The organism is Aeromonas sp. QDB18 (assembly GCF_027705325.1).
GTDB lineage: Bacteria > Pseudomonadota > Gammaproteobacteria > Enterobacterales > Aeromonadaceae > Aeromonas > Aeromonas caviae.
Window position 1 is genome coordinate 1 of record NZ_JAPDBQ010000091.1, and the last position, 16,810, is coordinate 16,810.

The 16,810-nt window shown below is 62.7% G+C and carries 13 protein-coding genes; 9 read left to right on the plus strand and 4 right to left on the minus strand.

Annotation, left to right across the window (positions count from 1 at the left end; genetic code table 11):
- Nucleotides 1-162: 162 nt before the first annotated feature.
- The 7 genes from ebgR to OKC30_RS13910 all read left to right on the plus strand — a co-directional run bounded on the left by ebgR (nucleotide 163) and on the right by OKC30_RS13910 (nucleotide 9,784).
- Nucleotides 163-1,128, plus strand: a complete 966-nt coding sequence (gene ebgR, locus OKC30_RS13880) for a transcriptional regulator EbgR (RefSeq protein WP_119197076.1) — start codon at nucleotides 163-165, stop codon at nucleotides 1,126-1,128.
- A gap of 321 nt (nucleotides 1,129-1,449) precedes the next feature.
- Nucleotides 1,450-4,524, plus strand: coding sequence for a beta-galactosidase subunit alpha (gene ebgA, locus OKC30_RS13885; RefSeq protein WP_270664454.1), 3,075 nt, complete (start codon nucleotides 1,450-1,452; stop codon nucleotides 4,522-4,524).
- Nucleotides 4,521-4,976, plus strand: a complete 456-nt coding sequence (locus OKC30_RS13890; protein ID WP_043851543.1) for a beta-galactosidase subunit beta — start codon at nucleotides 4,521-4,523, stop codon at nucleotides 4,974-4,976. Before ebgA ends, OKC30_RS13890 begins: the two co-directional genes overlap by 4 nt.
- 102 nt (nucleotides 4,977-5,078) lie before the next feature.
- The gene (locus tag OKC30_RS13895; protein WP_160838575.1) at nucleotides 5,079-6,524 is read left to right on the plus strand and encodes an amino acid permease; all 1,446 of its coding nucleotides are present in this window, start codon (nucleotides 5,079-5,081) and stop codon (nucleotides 6,522-6,524) included.
- 63 nt (nucleotides 6,525-6,587) lie between these two features.
- Nucleotides 6,588-6,926: a tRNA-binding protein gene (locus tag OKC30_RS13900; protein ID WP_026080427.1), complete on the plus strand. Its 339-nt coding sequence runs from the start codon at nucleotides 6,588-6,590 to the stop codon at nucleotides 6,924-6,926.
- Nucleotides 6,927-7,093: 167 nt separating this feature from the next.
- The gene (locus OKC30_RS13905) at nucleotides 7,094-8,539 is read left to right on the plus strand and encodes an amino acid permease (protein ID WP_119197074.1); all 1,446 of its coding nucleotides are present in this window, start codon (nucleotides 7,094-7,096) and stop codon (nucleotides 8,537-8,539) included.
- Between the two features lie 273 nt (nucleotides 8,540-8,812).
- A complete protein-coding gene (locus OKC30_RS13910) occupies nucleotides 8,813-9,784 on the plus strand; it encodes a bile acid:sodium symporter family protein (RefSeq protein WP_160838573.1) in 972 nt (323 codons plus the stop codon).
- Nucleotides 9,785-9,841: 57 nt separating this feature from the next.
- Here OKC30_RS13910 and ovoA read toward each other — a convergent pair whose 3' ends face one another.
- The gene (gene ovoA / locus OKC30_RS13915) at nucleotides 9,842-11,989 is read right to left on the minus strand and encodes a 5-histidylcysteine sulfoxide synthase (RefSeq protein WP_160838571.1); all 2,148 of its coding nucleotides are present in this window, start codon (nucleotides 11,987-11,989) and stop codon (nucleotides 9,842-9,844) included.
- A gap of 299 nt (nucleotides 11,990-12,288) precedes the next feature.
- On the opposite strand from ovoA, the gene OKC30_RS13920 reads away from it, so the two are divergent.
- The gene (locus OKC30_RS13920; protein WP_053288848.1) at nucleotides 12,289-13,011 is read left to right on the plus strand and encodes a GIN domain-containing protein; all 723 of its coding nucleotides are present in this window, start codon (nucleotides 12,289-12,291) and stop codon (nucleotides 13,009-13,011) included.
- Between the two features lie 72 nt (nucleotides 13,012-13,083).
- On the opposite strand, the gene OKC30_RS13925 is transcribed toward OKC30_RS13920, so the two are convergent.
- The 3 genes from OKC30_RS13925 to OKC30_RS13935 form a co-directional block, all read right to left on the minus strand.
- Nucleotides 13,084-13,563: a DinB family protein gene (locus OKC30_RS13925; protein WP_048209293.1), complete on the minus strand. Its 480-nt coding sequence runs from the start codon at nucleotides 13,561-13,563 to the stop codon at nucleotides 13,084-13,086.
- Between the two features lie 90 nt (nucleotides 13,564-13,653).
- A complete protein-coding gene (gene fghA / locus OKC30_RS13930; protein WP_039039543.1) occupies nucleotides 13,654-14,502 on the minus strand; it encodes an S-formylglutathione hydrolase in 849 nt (282 codons plus the stop codon).
- A 48-nt stretch (nucleotides 14,503-14,550) separates the two neighbouring features.
- Nucleotides 14,551-15,678 (minus strand): S-(hydroxymethyl)glutathione dehydrogenase/class III alcohol dehydrogenase, encoded by a 1,128-nt coding sequence (locus OKC30_RS13935; protein WP_010672469.1) that lies wholly within the window; start codon nucleotides 15,676-15,678, stop codon nucleotides 14,551-14,553.
- Nucleotides 15,679-15,796: 118 nt separating this feature from the next.
- Here OKC30_RS13935 and OKC30_RS13940 point away from each other — a divergent pair, with 118 nt between their 5' ends.
- Nucleotides 15,797-16,702: a LysR substrate-binding domain-containing protein gene (locus OKC30_RS13940; RefSeq protein ID WP_270809654.1), complete on the plus strand. Its 906-nt coding sequence runs from the start codon at nucleotides 15,797-15,799 to the stop codon at nucleotides 16,700-16,702.
- Nucleotides 16,703-16,810: the final 108 nt, after the last annotated feature.

Here is a 16,810-nt window from a genome sequence, read left to right on the forward strand (position 1 = left end):
TGCCGATGTGGAGCGGGTGATGTCACTTTGTAGCCGAGATTGGATAAAACTGACCTAATGTTTAATCCGATTGGTATTAGTAAAAGTGCTGGGCTATCAAGGGATTGCCCGTTACTCTTTAGCCGTTACCGATTAACACGTGATGCTGCCAGCGAGGTATTGATGGCTACGTTGAAGGAAATTGCACAGGAAGCGGGGGTTTCTCTCGCCACGGTATCCCGGGTACTGAACGAGGATCCCAGCCTGAGCGTCAAGGAAGAGACCAAGCAGCGGATCTTCGAGATTGCCGAACGGCTGGAGTACAAGACCAGCAGCGCCCGCAAGGGGGTACACAAGAGCAAGCTGCACTTTCTGGTGGTCTATGCCTATCCCCAGAGTACCGAGGTCAACGACCCTTACTATCTCGCTATCCGTTATGGCATCGAAACCCAGAGTGCCCGCCTCAATATCGAACTGACTCATCTCTACAACTGCGGTGAAGGGCGCGAACTTAGCGCCGTGGATGGCATTCTGGTGGTCGGCACCCTCACAGCCGAGCGTCTCGTCCAGCTAAGGGCTTGTTCCAGCCAGCTGGTGTTTGTCGACTGCCGTTCACAGGGCGAGTTCGACTCGGTCGATGTGGATCTCGCCCTGATCAGCCAGCAGGTAGTCGATTACTTCATTGCGCAGGGGCACCAGCGTATCGGTTATATCGGTGGCCAGGATGAGAATCCGGACCTGCGTGAACTGGCCTTCCGGGAGTATGGCCAGCGGCTGGGGGTGGTGCAGGAGAGCGATCTCTATCGTGGGGACTTCTCCAGCGCTTCCGGATACCAGTTGGCGAAGGAGATGCTGGTTGGCGACTGGCCCAAGGCGCTGTTCGTCGCCTCCGACTCCATCGCCATTGGTGTGCTGCGTGCCATTCATGAGAAGGGATTGGCGATTCCCCAGCAGATCGAGCTTATCAGCGTCAACGATATTCCGACCGCCAAGTTCACCTTCCCGCCGCTCTCAACGGTGCGGATCCACTCCGAGTTGATGGGCTCCCAGGGGGTAAATTTGCTGGTTGAGCGGCTGCGAGACGAGCGGGATATTCCCCTTCGGGTGCTGGTACCGAGCAAGTTGACCCTGCGTGGCACCACCCGCTGATTTTAGTAAAATATTCTGCTTTTTAGTCGCGCCATCTTGCGGTGGTGCGACACATCTCCCTAGCAAACCTCTTTCCCATATCATCCAGCATCTTCATATCATATTGTTTTATAGTTAATTTTATTGTAGCGCAGCTAGCTACTATCAACATCCATGCCACTCATCCATATCTTGCCCTCCTTTATCTCCCGCTTCTGATCTCGCTCACAAAACCATCTGTTCATTGTGATCAGGTTAAAACTTTACCAATCCAAAGCTGATATTTAGTAAATGTTTATCTAGAGTTTACCCAGTCAAAGTTGCCTTGTTCCGGGAGGACATGTGAATAACTGGGAAAACGTCCAATTCGTTGGTGAAAACAGGCTGGCTCCGCGCGCCTACTTCTTCTCTTATGCCGACCACGTGCTGGCGGCCACCATGCAGCGCGAGCTGAGCCGCCGTTTTCTGGGGCTGAGCGGCCAATGGCAGTTCCACTACTTCGACCACCCCCTGCAGGTGCCGGAGGCCTTCTATCACAGCCCCATGAGCGAGTGGGGCCAGATCACCGTGCCCAACATGTGGCAGATGGAAGGACATGGTCAGCTCCAGTACACCGACGAAGGTTTTCCCTTCCCCATAGACGTGCCCTTCGTGCCGACCAACAACCCCACCGGCGCCTATCAGCGCAGCTTCACGCTGAGCCCGGCCTGGGATGGCGAGCAGGTGATCATCAAGTTTGACGGGGTGGAGACCTACTTCGAGGTCTATGTGAACGGCCACTATGTCGGCTTCAGCAAGGGGAGCCGTCTCACCGCCGAGTTCGATATCAGTGCCTACGCCAACATTGGCGAGAACCTGCTGTCGGTACGGGTGATGCAGTGGGCGGACTCCACCTATATCGAAGATCAGGACATGTGGTGGATGGCGGGGATCTTCCGCGACGTCTATCTGGTGGGCAAACCGGCCGCCCATGTGCAGGACTTCTTCATCCGCACCGCGCTGGCCGACGACAACCGGAGCGCGACCCTGAGCTGCGATATCCAGCTGGAGAACCTGGGGGCAGCAGCCCGTGATCTCCGTCTGGTCTGGTCCCTGCTGGATCAGGGCAGCGAGATCGCCAGCGGCTCCCTCGACCATCTCGCCATCGACGGCAAGTGTGATTGCCGCTTCACGCTGGATCTGGCCAACCCCCATCTGTGGAGCGCCGAAGATCCTTACCTCTACCAGCTGCAACTCTCCCTCTACAACGGTCAGGGCGAGCTGCTGGAAGTGATCCCGCAGCGGGTCGGGGTGCGTGAAATCAAGGTCAAAGATGGTCTCTTCTACGTCAACGGCCACTACCTCAAGCTGCACGGGGTGAACCGTCACGACAACGACCACCTCAAGAGCCGTGCGGTCGGCATGGACCGTGTTGAGCGCGATATCGTGTTGATGAAGCAGCACAACCTCAACTCGGTGCGCACCGCCCACTACCCGAACGACCCGCGTTTCTACGAGCTGTGCGACCAGTACGGTCTGTTCGTGATGGCGGAGACCGACGTGGAGACCCACGGCTTTGCCAACGTCGGCGATCTCAGCCGCATCACCGACGACTCCTTCTGGGAGCCGGTGTTCGTGGATCGCATCGAGCGCCACGTGCACGCCCAGAAGAACCACCCCTCCATCATCATCTGGTCGCTCGGCAACGAGTCCGGCTACGGTTGCAACATCAGAGCCATGTACCAGCGCTGCAAGGCGATCGACCCGACCCGGCTGGTGCACTACGAAGAGGATCGCGATGCCGAGGTGGTGGATGTGGTCAGCACCATGTATTCCCGCGTCTCCCAGATGAACTGCTTCGGCGAGTTCCCGATGGCGAAGCCACGCATCCTCTGCGAATACGCCCACGCCATGGGCAACGGCCCGGGTGGCCTGAGCGAATACCAGCAGGTGTTTGACCGCCATCCCCACATTCAGGGTCACTACATCTGGGAGTGGTGCGATCACGGCATTCTGGATCAGGACGAGCAGGGCCGCCCAGTCTACAAGTACGGCGGCGACTACGGCGACTACCCCAACAACTACAACTTCTGCATGGATGGCCTCATCTATCCGGATCAGACCCCGGGGCCGGGGCTGCATGAATACAAGCAGGTGATCTGCCCGGTCAAGGTGCGGGCACTGGATCTGGCGAGCGGCAAGCTGGAAGTGGAAAACCGCTACTGGTTCTCCAGTCTCGACGACATCCGTCTGCTGGTCGAAGTGAAGGCTGAGGGCGAGCTGCTGGCCAGCCAGCAAATCCGGTTGGAAGGGATTGCTCCCGGTGCCACCACTGAGCTACAACTCGAGCTGCCATCCCTTGATGGGCGGGAAACCTTCGTCCAGCTGCGGGTCATCAAGGCCACTGCCACCCGTTACAGCGCGGCGGAGCACGAGCTGGGCCAGTACCAGTTCCGGCTGAAAGAGTCGACTCGCCAGCTGCAGCCCTTTGCCAATCCCAACGCTACTCCGTTGGATATCGCTGATGAGCGCCTCGCGCTGACCTTGAGCGGTAGCGGCTTTGCCCTGCGCTTCTCGCGCCTCGACGGCAAGCTGGTGAGCTGGCAGCAGGATGGTATCGAGCTCATCGAGCGTTCGCCGCGCCTCACCTTCTTCAAGCCGATGATCGACAACCACAAGCAGGAGTACGAGAGCCTGTGGCACCCCAACCACCTGCAGATCATGCAGGAGCACTTCCGCACCTTAAGCTGGCGTCAGCTGGGCGAGGCGGTCGAGGTGACGGTCGAGAGTCTGATCGCGCCGCCGGTGTTCGACTTCGGCATGCGTTGCCGCTACGTCTACACCCTGAGCCCGAATGGTCAGCTGCATGTGGCGCTGTCCGGTCAGCCCTATGGCGGCTATGACGACATCATTCCCAAGATCGGCTTCGAGCTGGGCATTCGTCAGGATCTCGACCGGGTGCACTACTACGGCATGGGGCCGGGCGAGAACTATCAGGACAGTCGCCAGAGCAACTGGATCGACAGCTTCCAGAGCACAGTCAGCGAGATGTGGGAGCACTACCCCTTCCCGCAGGACAACGGCAACCGCCAGCAGGTGCGCTGGGCGACCCTGACCAACCGCCACGGCGCCGGTCTCTACGTGCGGCCCGATGCCCCCATCAACCTGAGCGTCTGGCCCTACAGCTGGGAGCATATCCACGCGGCGCAACACATCAACGAGCTGGAGCCGAGTGGTTATCTCACCCTCAATCTGGATCACAAGGTACTGGGGCTCGGCTCCAACTCCTGGGGCTCCGAGGTGCTGGACTCCTGGCGGGTGCGCTTCGAGCCGTTCAGCTTCGGCCTGACCCTGCTGCCCATCGCTCGCGGCAACCTCAATCCGGCTGCGCTGGCCGGGCTCGACCTCACCATCAACGGCGGGAGGAACCTCGCATGATCACCCTGGACAACCTGACCCTGTTCAAAAACATCTACCGGGAGGGCAAGAAGTGGGGCCGCTGCGTGGAGGCCATCAACAACCTGCCGAACCTCAAGCCCGGCATCTGCCACTCCATCGGTGACTCCCTCACCTACCGCTTGCAGGAGGGGGCCAGCCCGGCCACCTCACTGTTCGAGGGGCAGCGCCGCTACTTCGACGTCCACTACTACCTGGAAGGGGAAGAGACGGTGGAGTGGGCAGCCAAGAGCGAGCTGGCGGTCGAGCAGGCTTATGACGACACCACAGACCGCGAGTGGCTGGCCGGTGAGGTGCGTGAGCGCCAGCAGGTGGGCAACGGGCAGGTGGTGATCTTCGAGAACGACGAGGCTTACAGGTTTGTCGGCGACGGGCCGGTGCGCAAGGTGATCATCAAGGTCACCGTCGAAGGCGGCTACTTCAAGAACAAATAACAAGCCGCCGGTTCTGCACTGACAAAGCCGAAAGGGCGGGGCTCACCCTACACATCATGCCCCGCCCTTTCGCTGAGATAACTACAGGTCTGGAGATGCACCATGTCTGATTCCAAACGCAATACGATAGGCAAGTTTGGTCTGCTGTCGCTCACCTTCGCGGCGGTATTCAGCTTCAACAACGTCATCAACAACAACATCGAGATCGGTCTGGCCTCGGCCCCGATGTTCTTTCTGGCCACCCTTTTTTACTTCATTCCGTTCTGTCTGATCATTGCGGAGTTCGTGTCACTGAACAAAAACTCCGAAGCGGGGGTGTATGCCTGGGTGAAGAGCTCCCTCGGCGGTCGCTGGGCCTTCATCTCCGCCTACACCTACTGGTTCGTGAACCTCTTCTTCTTCACCTCCTTGCTGCCGCGGGTCATCGCCTACGCCTCCTATGCCTTCCTCGGCTACGAGTACATTCTCACCCCGGTGGCGACCACGGCCTTGAGCATGGTGCTGTTTGCCTTTGCCACCTACGTCTCCACCAACGGCGCCAAGATGCTCGGCCCCATCACCTCGGTGACCTCGTCCCTGATGCTGCTGCTGACCCTCTCCTACATTCTGCTGGCAGGTGCGGCACTGGTGGGCGGCGTACAACCGGCTGACCCCATCACGGTAGAGGCCATGGTCCCCGATTTCAGCTGGGCCTTCCTCGGCATCACCACCTGGATCTTTATGGCAGCCGGTGGCGCCGAGTCGGTGGCGGTCTACGTCAATGACGTGAAGGGCGGCTCCAAATCCTTCGTGAAGGTGATCATCATCGCCGGGATCTTTATCGGCGTGCTCTACTCCATCGCATCGCTGTTGATCAACGTCTTCGTCCACAGCTACACCCTGAAATACACTGGCGGCTCGGTGCAGGTGTTCGAGGGGCTGGCGGCCTACTTCGGCCTGCCGGAGATCCTGATGAACCGCTTCGTCGGGCTGGTCTCCTTCACCGCCATGTTCGGCTCCCTGCTGATGTGGACGGCGACCCCGGTGAAGATCTTCTTCTCCGAGATCCCGGCCGGCATCTTCGGCAAGAAAACCGTCGAGCTGAACGAGAACGGCGTACCCGCCCGGGCAGCCTGGATCCAGTACCTCATCGTGCTGCCGTTGATGGTGATCCCGACCCTGGGCTCCAACACAGCGCAGGATCTGATGAACACCGTCATCAACATGACCGCCGCCGCCTCCATGCTGCCGCCGCTGTTCATCATGCTGGCCTACCTCAATCTGCGGCTGAAGCTCGACCACCTGCCGCGGGAGTTCAAGATGGGTTCGCGCACCACCGGCATCGCCGTGGTGTCGGTGCTGATCGTCCTCTTCTCGGTGGGCTTCCTCGCCTCCACCTTCCCGACCGGCGCCGACATCATGACAATCGTCTTCTACAACGTCGGCGGGATCGTGATTTTCCTCGGCTTCGCCTGGTGGAAATACAACAGATACGAGGCCTCCCTCAGCGCCAAGGCGCGCGCGAAAGAGGCCGAGCCAGCGGCGCAGGTCGTCATCCAGCCGTCATGACCCCCATCAAACCGGGTGGCCGTTGGCCACCCGCAAACCGTTGAACCAGAGAAGGAAAAGTGCATGAGCGAGACGATCGAGTTTGCCGAATTCAAGCGGGTCGAGATGAAGGTGGGCAAGGTGCTGGAGGTGGTGCGTCACCCCGGGGCCGACAAACTCTATATCGTCCAGATCGACGTGGGTGGCGAGCGGCCGCTGCAGACCGTCACCAGTCTGGTGCCTTACTACAGCGAAGAGGAGCTGATGGGCAGCGAGGTGGTGGTGCTGACCAACCTCAAGCCTACCCGAATGCGCGGCGAGCGATCCGAGTGCATGTTGCTGTGCGCCGAGACCCCGGACGAGAGCCAGAGCGTGCTGTTGCAACCGCGGGTGCCGATGGCGCCGGGCACTCCGATCGTCTGAATGGTATTGCGAGCTGGTGCGGTGAGATTGCACCGGTTCACCAACGAGGCCGCCCACGCGGCCCGATCACAACAAGAGAGTAGCGGGCGGGGCCGACTGACCCTTGCCGAACACATCACAGAGTCACAGCGTTACCCGCAGGGAGCGCGAGTCCACTGGAGGACACCATGTCTGAATCCGTACGCGGCACCATAGGCAAGTTTGCCCTGTTGTCGATGACCTTTGCCGCCGTGTTCAACGTGCGCAACATCGTCAACAACAACATCGAGCTGGGGCTCAGCTCAGCCCCCATCTTCCTGCTGGCGACCATCGTCTACTTCATCCCGTTCGTCTTCATCATCGCCGAGTTCGTCTCGGCCAACAAAAACTCCGAGTCGGGGATGTACGACTGGCTCAAGAAGCCGCTCGGCACCCGGATGGCCTATCTGGGCTCGTTTCTCTACTGGTTCGTGAACCTGTTCTGGTTCGTCTCCCTGCTGCCCAACGTCATCGCCTACGCCTCCTACGCCATGCTGGGCTATGAGTACAGCTTCTCGCCCATGGTCACCTCGATCATCTCCATCGTGCTGTTCGCGGCGGCGACCCACATCTCCACCAAGGGGGCGAGCTGGCTCGGCAAGATTGCGGAGATCGTGGCCTACGGTGTATTTGCCCTGTTCGCCATCTATGTGCTGGGGGCCCTGATGGCCCTGAGTGGGGATCATGTGCCGGCCCAGCCCATCACGCTGGAGGCGATGACTCCCACCGTCAACTGGGCGACGCTCGGCATCATGTGCTGGATCTTCCAGGCGGCGGGCGGTGCCGAGACAGCGGCGGCCTACCTCAATGACGTGAAGGGCGGCCAGAAGTCCTTCATCAAGGTGATCATCAGTGCGGGTATCGTCATCGGTGCCATGTATGCGGTCGGTTCCCTGTTGGTGAACGTGTTCGTACCGCGCGAGAGCCTCACCTATGCCGGCGGCATGGTGGAGATCTTCACCGGCATGGCGCAGTACTTCGGTCTCTCCGAGGCGCTGGTGGGCCGCTTTGTCGGCGTGGTGCTGTTCATCGCCATGTTCGGCTCCATGATGATGTGGACCTCGGCGCCGGTGAAGATCCACTTCTCCGAGATCCCCCAGGGGGTTTACGGCGAGAAGACCACCCAGCTCAACGAGCACGGGGTGCCGGTGCGCGCCGCCTGGTGGCAGTTTGTCTTCGTGTTCGCGATGCTGGTGGTGAACGGCTTCGGCTCCGAGTCGGTACAGCAGATGATGAACACCGCCATCAACCTCACCGCCGGTACCGCCATGTTGCCGCCGATCTTCATCATGGTGGCCTACTTCGTGTTCCGCTGGAAACATGACGACACCCCCCGCGAGTTCCGCATGGGGTCGCGCAAGTTCGGGATGGGCGTGGTGTCTGTGCTGATCGCCATTTTCGTGGTGAGCATGAGTGCCTCCGCCTTCCCGGCCGGGGTGGATCTGGTGCGCGCCTTCTTCATCAACGTCTTTATGACCGCAGTCTTCTCGGCGCTGGCCTACTGGTGGATCTCCCGCTTCGAGAAGCGCCAAGCCCGCAAGTCAGGTGGCAACGAGAAAAAAGCGGGCAGCGGCACCCTGGCCAGCCAGCGCTGATCGGCATGTGGCAAACAGGAGACGGGCGGCCTTGGTCGCCCGTTTTTTGTTGGCCGGATCCGGGACCGGAGGGGCAAACTCGTTTAGTTTTGCTGTGAGAATGTGCGTTATCGTTTAACAAAATGAAACAAATGAGGCTGCCGCTCAACTTTGCACCATAGGGTGTTCGGGGTAAGCTTGTCCCTTCGTATCCGGGGTCGCCGTCTGATGACGCCTTCCCCGTGCCCTGTCGTCCCCATCCCGTGCGGGACGCGCTTTCTCTGGAGACTCCCCGTGCGTCTGGATCCTTTTACCTCTGTGCTGATTGTGGTGGTCGCGCTGGCCTCCTTCTTCCCCTGCGAGGGGCAGGTGGCCGTCTGGTTCGGTCTGTTGACCAAGCTGGCGGTGGCGCTCTTGTTCTTCATGCATGGTGCCAAGCTGTCGCGCCAGAACCTGCTGGCGGGCCTCGGCCACTGGCGGCTGCACCTGGTGGTGATGGCGAGCACCTTCCTGCTCTTCCCGCTGCTGGGGCTGCTGCTCACGCCCCTGGTGCCCCAGTGGCTGAGCCCGGCCATCTATCTCGGTTTCTTGTATCTGTGCGCCCTGCCCGCCACCGTGCAGTCGGCCATCGCCTTCACCTCCATGGCGGGGGGCAATGTGTCGGCGGCGGTGTGCAGCGCCTCGGCCTCCAGCATCCTCGGCATCTTCCTCTCGCCGGTGTTGGTAGGGCTGATGATCAATGTGCAGGGGGAGGGGGTCGATACCTGGCACTCCATTCAGGCCATCATGGTGCAGCTGATGTTGCCGTTCGTGGTGGGCCACCTGTCGCGCCCCCTCATCGGTCGCTGGGTTGACAGCCACCGGCCGCTCATTGGCAAGCTGGATCAAAGCTCCATCCTGCTGGTGGTCTACGTGGCCTTCAGCGAGGCGGTGGTGCAGGGGATCTGGCACCAGGTCGGCTGGTACGATCTCGCCAGCATCGTGCTGCTGAGTTGCGTGCTGCTGGCGCTGGTGCTGGGGTGGCACATCTGGATCAGTCGCCGCCTCGGTTTCAACAGGGCGGACGAGATCACCATCGTCTTCTGCGGCTCCAAAAAGAGCCTGGCCAACGGGGTGCCCATGGCCAACGTCATGTTCCCCGCCGCCAGCGTCGGGGTCATGGTGCTGCCCCTGATGATCTTCCACCAGATCCAGCTGATGGTGTGCGCCGTGCTGGCCCGCCGCTACCGCGAGCAGGAGGCGGTGCCCCAGGTACAGGAGGGGTAAGCGGTCCGGATAAAGAAGAGGGAGGCCATGGGCCTCCCTCTTTCGTTTGCCGCGTCGTCAGCGTTTGCGCCAGACGGTGAGCTGGGCCACCGTGTGCTGGTACTTGCGGGCGGTCTCGCGGATGACGAAGGGGACGTCCCTCGGGGGCATGTGCTCCTCGAACTCCTCCGCCAGCAGCCGTTGCAGCGCCTGATAGGTGCCGAGGGCCTCGCCGTTTTCCCGGATGCCGCCGAGCCAGTTGGCCTTGGGGGTGTAGTCGGTCAGCCAGGTGTAGGGGCTGGTGAGCACCAGCAGGCCGCCGCTGCGAAGGCGCGGAGCAATGTCCCGCAGGAAGCGGGCGGGCTCCCGCAGCCGGTCGATCAGGTTGGAGGCGAGCACCAGGTCGTAGTCGCCGTACTTGGGCTTGAGGTTGCAGGCATCCCCCTGGCTGAAGTGGACCCGCTCGCTCTGCTCGCGACCGAGCTCGTGGCGGGAGAGGCGCGTCTCGCAATATTCCACCAGATCCCCTTCCACCGGCACCGCATAGCGGAAGCTGTCCTGTCTTGCCAGGGTCAGGGCCACGTCGATGAAGCGGGCCGAGTAGTCCACCCCGTCCACGTGGGCGAAGCGGCGAGCCAGTTCGAAGCTGGCCCGGCCGGTGGCGCAGCCGATGTCGAGCGCCCGCTCATGGCGGCCGCAGAGCTCGCTGGCAAGACCGGCCAGAGCCTCGGCGTAGTTGGCGACCCCGAAGTGGCTCTGACCGTACTGGAAGTCGAGATACTGGGCGACCAGGGTGTCGGTTTCATAAGGGTTCACGATGACGGGCTCCTGATGGCGTGAGACCAGGTAGCGGAAGCCCGCGTGCTGGAAGAAGTGGCGACGGAAGGCGTAGCGGGAGGATTTGAGCGCCTCGTTGCCGGTGCTGATCCAGCTCCCGCCCTTGATGAGGGTGTGCTTGCCGTCGAAGGTGGGGGTGGAGAAGTCGTCGTAGAGGGGGTGCACCTTGAACCCCTCGAAGCCGTCGATGGCGGTGCTGGTCCACTGCCAGACGTTGCCCACCAGATCGAAGAAGCTGCCCTGGGGGCAGGCATCCACCGGGCAGGAGGAGGCGAAGCGGGCCAGGTTGATGTTGCCGGGGGCCTCCATCCAGCCCGGCTGATCGCCGGCCAGTTGTTCCCGTAGCAGCATCCACTCCCCCTCGCTCGGTAGCTGGACGGGCAGGCCGGTCTGATCCGCCTTCCAGCGGCAGAAGGCGGCGGCCTCCAGCTGGTTCACCTCCACCGGCCAGTCCCAGGGCATGGGGACCTGCTCGGTCATCAGCCGCAGATGCAATTGTTCGGGTTCGAGGGGGTCGCCGACCCAGAAGGTGGGCATGCGGGCCTTGGCATACTGGCGCCAGCCCCAGCCTTCGTCATCCCACCAGTCACGGGTCTCGTAGCCGCCCGCCTGCACGAAGGCCAGGTATTCGGCGTTGCTCACCAGCATGCGGCTGGCCTGGAAGGGGGCCAGCTCGATGTGGCGCTCGCCGTATTCGTTGTCCCAGCCGTAGGTGGCGTCCTGCTTGCCGAGGCGCACCTGGCCGCCGGCCACCGGCAGCAGGGTGTTGACGGGGACGGCGGCGAGATCGTGGCGCGCCTCGGGGCAGACCGGCCACTGGGGCTGGCTGCGCACCCAGGCCAGGGGCAGCTGGCGGATCAGCACGCTGGAGGTCTCGAGGTGGATGCGCTCGTGCTCTATGCCCATCAGGATGACCCAGGCCGGGCTCTGCCAATGGATGGGCAGCTCGATCGGCATCCGCTCGATGAAATCACACACCAGGGCGCGCACCCGGCCGCGGTAGTCACGCAGCTCGGCCACAGTGGGCCAGTCGTAGTGGGTTTCGTCCAGATCGTCCCAGCTCATCTCGTCCACCCCGATGGCGACCAGGGCCTCGATGCGGGGGTCGAGCCGACTCTCGATGAGACGGGCCGCCAGCAGCTTGTTGACGAAGAAGGCGGCGGTATGGCCGTAGTAGAAGATGAGCGGGTGGCGCAGGGGGATCGCCTTGTTGAACCAGGCCCGCTCGTCGGCCAGGCAGTCGAACAGCGAGTCGTAGAGATCGAAGGTCTGGCAGAAGTAGGCGAGGAGCTCGCGGCGCTTGTGGTCGGGATCGTCGCCGGTCAGCAGCGGGGTGCGGGTGGGGGCAGGCAGGCCCGGATGGACGAATGGGTGGCTGGCTTGGGTCACGCTCTGACTCCTTGTTGATTCTGGCGGGTGAAGCAGCGATGGAGTGCTCTATACGCACCAGGTATCACTATTGGCTCAACGAACCGGGGCGGCAACCCAAAAAAATGGGTCAACGCCCTCCTTCGGGTGTGGTCAGATTGACCAGATTGTGGTCTGAATGACTCTTTGTTGTGGGCAATTCGAGCCTCGAAATATTGAAATGGATAGATAAATCATAATGTTATCCATGTGGCACAGGGTTTGCTCATTGCCACTCACCTGCCGCGCCGTGCGGCAAAGAGGAAACGAGGAGTAGCGGGATGAAATGGATGCTGGGCGTGGTGCTGGCCCTGGGACTGACCGGATGCAGCTGGCAGGATGACGTCAAGGTGCGCGGGGAGGGGGCCGTGGTGGAGCAGCAGCATCCCCTGGGGCATGAGGTGACCCGGGTGCTGGCGGGCGTGCCCGCCAACCTGTACCTGGTGGCGGGAGAGAGCCACACCCTCAGGGTCAAGGGGGAGGCCAATCTGCTGCCCTATCTGGTGCTCACCGAGCAGGGGGAGAAGCTGGAGATCGAGGTCAAGGATGGCTACCGGCTCGACCCCACCCAGCCGCTGGAGATCACCATCACCCTGCCGACGCTGCACGAGTTGGCACTGGCGGGAGTTGGCAACGGCGCCTTGCGCGACTTCAAGGGGGATGATCTGGTGCTCTCCCTGGCGGGCACGGGGGACATCGTCGCCAGCGGGCTGACGCTGGATCGGCTGGAGGGCAACATCGCCGGGCTGGGCAACCTGGATCTGGGGCAGGGCTCCGCCCGGGTGATGGCGCTGAACATCGCCGGCGCCGGTGGCGTCAAGGGGGCCGGGATCGCCAGCGAGGAGGTCGAGGTGAGCATCGCCGGCAGTGGCGAGGTCGAGGTGCGTGCCCGGTCGCGGCTCAAGATAGAGATCGCCGGAGCCGGTGCGGTCAACTACTGGGGCAGCCCAGCGCTGACCAGCGAGATCGCGGGCTCGGGTCAGGTGAGCCGGTTGGGGAGCTGATCCCATCACCGCAACAATGAAAAAGGCCCCTCGGGGCCTTTTTTGCAGGATGCGACGCTGTTGGGTGACGCTTCACTCGAGGGGGAGTGCGAGGCCCAGATCGGCGTTCAGGCGCATCAGCAGCCACTGCATGCCGGCGAGGTGCTGGTGGTCATGGCTGACGAGCAGGCGCACCAGACCGTCCAGAGTCACCTCCCCATAGCCGCCATAGCGGGCGCGGCGCTGCCAGGCGTCGGACGGTACCGTCTTCAGCCATTCGACGGTCTGCAGGCGGGCGGTGCGAAACCGGTCGAGCTGCGTGGCGGTATCCTGCCGGGGGTAATCATGGTCCAGCGCGAGCTGATAGCCATCGAGGGAGGCGAGCTCCGGCAGGCTCTCCGCCAGGGTGCGACGAAACCGCACCTGATAGCCCAGCACCTCGATGTCCAGCAGGTGGCAGAGGTGCCCCCTGGCACTGAAACGCTCGGAGGGGATCCCGGCCCAGTTGGCGGGTTCCCAGTCCAGACGGTCGGTGGGGACCTGTGCCAGCAGCCGCTCGAACTGGTCCGGCATGGCCAGCAATGTGGTGAAGAGAGGTATCCTTGTCTCCTGTTTCCGGGTGAATGGCCGCCCGTTGACGGGGCGGCCACGAGCGGGTCAGCCTCAGGCCGGTTCGCCCAGGTGGTTGGCGTGAAAGCGCAGGTGCGCCTCGATGAAGCTCGCCACGAAGTAATAGCTGTGGTCGTAGCCGGCATGGCGGTTGAGCGTCAGGGGCCACGCCCGGGTGGCGGCCACTTCGGCCAGGGTGTCGATGCCGAGCTGCTCCGCCAGGAAGGGGTCGTCCAGCCCCACGTCCACCAGGGTCGGCAGGGGCGGGCTGTCGTGGTGGCGCAGCAGTTGGCAGGCATCCCACTCCTGCCACAGCAGGGGGTTGTTGCCGAGGTAGGCGCCGAGGGCCTTCTGGCCCCAGGGGCAGCGGCTCGGGTGGCTGATGGGGCTGAAGGCCGACACCGAGCGGTAGCGACCCGGCTCGCGCAGGGCGGCGATGAGGGCGCCGTGGCCTCCCATGGAGTGGCCGCTGATGGCGCGCTTCGTCGAGACCGGGAAGTGGGTCTCGATGAGCTCGGGCAGCTCCCGGGTGACGTAATCGTACATCTGGTAGTGATCCCGCCAGGGGGTCTGGGTGGCGTTGACGTAGAAACCCGCCCCCATGCCGAGGTCATAGCCGGGATCGTCCGCCACCCCTTCACCGCGGGGGCTGGTGTCCGGCGCTACCAGAGCGATGCCGAGCTCGGCGGCGATGCGCTGGGCCCCGGCTTTTTGCATGAAGTTCTCGTCGGTGCAGGTGAGACCGGAGAGCCAGTAGAGCACCGGGACTTTCTGGCCGGTGAGGGCCTGGGGCGGCAGGTAGATGGCGAAGCGCATCTCGCACCCCAGCACATTGGAGCGGTGGCGATACTGCTTGTGCCAGCCGCCGAAGCTCTTGTTGCTGCTGATGATGTCCAGATTCATGTAAGGACTCCTTGCCCCGCCCATGCGATGGGCGGGGCGCTCATGGGATCAGTAGTGGATGACGGTGCGGATGCTCTTGCCTTCGTGCATCAGATCGAACGCCTCGTTGATCTGCTCGAGGGGCATGGTGTGGGTGATGAAGTCGTCCAGCTTGAACTCACCCTGCATGTAGCGCTGTACGTAGCTCGGCAGCTCGCTGCGACCGCGCACGCCCCCGAAGGCGCTGCCGCGCCACACCCGGCCGGTGACCAGCTGGAACGGACGGGTGCTGATCTCCTGGCCCGCACCGGCCACGCCGATGATGACCGACTCGCCCCAGCCCTTGTGGCAGCACTCCAGTGCCGCGCGCATCACCTTGACGTTGCCGATGCACTCGAAGGAGAAGTCTACGCCGCCGTCGGTCATCTCGACGATCACCTCCTGGATGGGCTTGTCGAACGTGTTCGGGTTGATGCAGTCGGTGGCGCCCAGCTTGCGGGCCAGCTCGAACTTGCTCTCGTTGATGTCGATGGCGATGATGCGGCCGGCCTTGGCCAGGCGCGCGCCTATGATGGCGGAGAGGCCGATGCCCCCCAGCCCGAAGATGGCGACGCTCTCACCCTCTTTCACCTTGGCGGTGTTCATCACGGCGCCGATGCCGGTGGTGACGCCGCAGCCCAGCAGGCAGACCTCTTCCAGGGGGGCGGCCGGATCCACCTTGGCGATGGAGATTTCGGGCAGTACCGTGTATTCGCTGAAGGTGGAGGTGCCCATGTAGTGGTAGATGGGCTGGCCGTCCTTGGAGAAGCGGGTGGTGCCGTCCGGCATCAGCCCCTTGCCCTGGGTGGCGCGGATCTTCTGGCACAGGTTGGTCTTGCCGGATTTGCAGAACTTGCACTCGCCGCACTCTGGGGTGTAGAGCGGGATCACGTGATCGCCGACCTTGACGCTGGTGACGCCCTCGCCGACGGACTCGACGATACCGCCCCCTTCATGGCCCAGGATGCAGGGGAAGACCCCTTCCGGATCTTCACCGGAGAGGGTGAAGGCATCGGTGTGGCAGACGCCGGTCGCGACGATACGCACCCGCACCTCGCCGGCCTGGGGCGGCATGACCTCGACCTCTTCGATGGAGAGGGGCTGACCCGGTCCCCAGGCGATGGCGGCTTTACACTTGATGCTCTGAACCTGTGCCATGAATGACGTCCTCGTAGTGGTTGGATGAACGGAAATGAGTTCGGAGATCCAGTGTAGTTTCCCGCCGATTTGGTGATAATAACGCTAAGTATCAAATCACTTTTACACACAGGTAATAATGTTCGGCTGGGAAGGGGTCTGTGAATTTGTCAGCGTGGCGGAGCAGGGGGGCTTTACCCCGGCCGCGCGCAAGCTCGGGGTGTCGGTGGCCCAGGTGAGCCGCCAGGTGGCGCAGCTCGAAGACAGGCTGCAGGCCAAGCTGCTGCTGCGCACCACCCGTCAGGTGCGTCTCACCGAACTCGGGGAGATCTATTTTCGCCACTGCCGCCAGTTGCTGGACAACCTCTACGAGGCGGAGCTGGCGGTGGGACGCCATCAGGCGGTGCCCCAGGGCTCCTTGCGCATCACGGCCCCGGTCTCCTACGGCGAGAGCCGCATCGCCCCCTTGGTGAACGACTTCATGGTGCGCTTCCCCCAGCTGGAGGTGACCCTCAACCTCACCAACCAGTTGCTGGATCTGGTGCACGAGGGGTTCGATCTGGCGATCCGCCTCGGCCACCTCAAGGATTCGACCCTGGTGGCCCGCAAGCTGGCGCAGCGGGTACCCTATGTGTGTGTCTCCCCCGCCTACACCGCCCGCCACGGCATGCCCAACAGTCTCTCGGAGCTGGCCCGTCACACCTGCCTGGTGGGCAACGGGGACGAATGGCACTTCACCCTGAACGGTAAACCCCACAGCGTGCGGGTACGCGGTCTGCTTCAGTGCAACAGCGGCCACGCCCTGCTGGATGCGGCCATCAAGGGGATCGGCATCATCCAGCTGCCGGACTACTACGTGAGCGACCACCTCGCCCGGGGGGAGCTCATCGAGCTGCTGCCGGAGTTGCGGGCCCCCGAGGAGGGGATCTGGGCCCTCTATCCCCACAACCGCCACCTCTCTCCCAAGGTGCGGCTGCTGGTGGACTATCTGGCCGAGCGCCTCAGTGATCCCCATCAACCCACCCTGGTGCGCCCCATCGGCTGAGCCGTCGCCCGAAAAAGAAAAGGCCCGCATGTGCGGCAATGCTGTTCACTTAAGCGGAGCCGCATTGCGATTTACCGGAAAACGGGTCTTTGATATCTTCACCGCCCT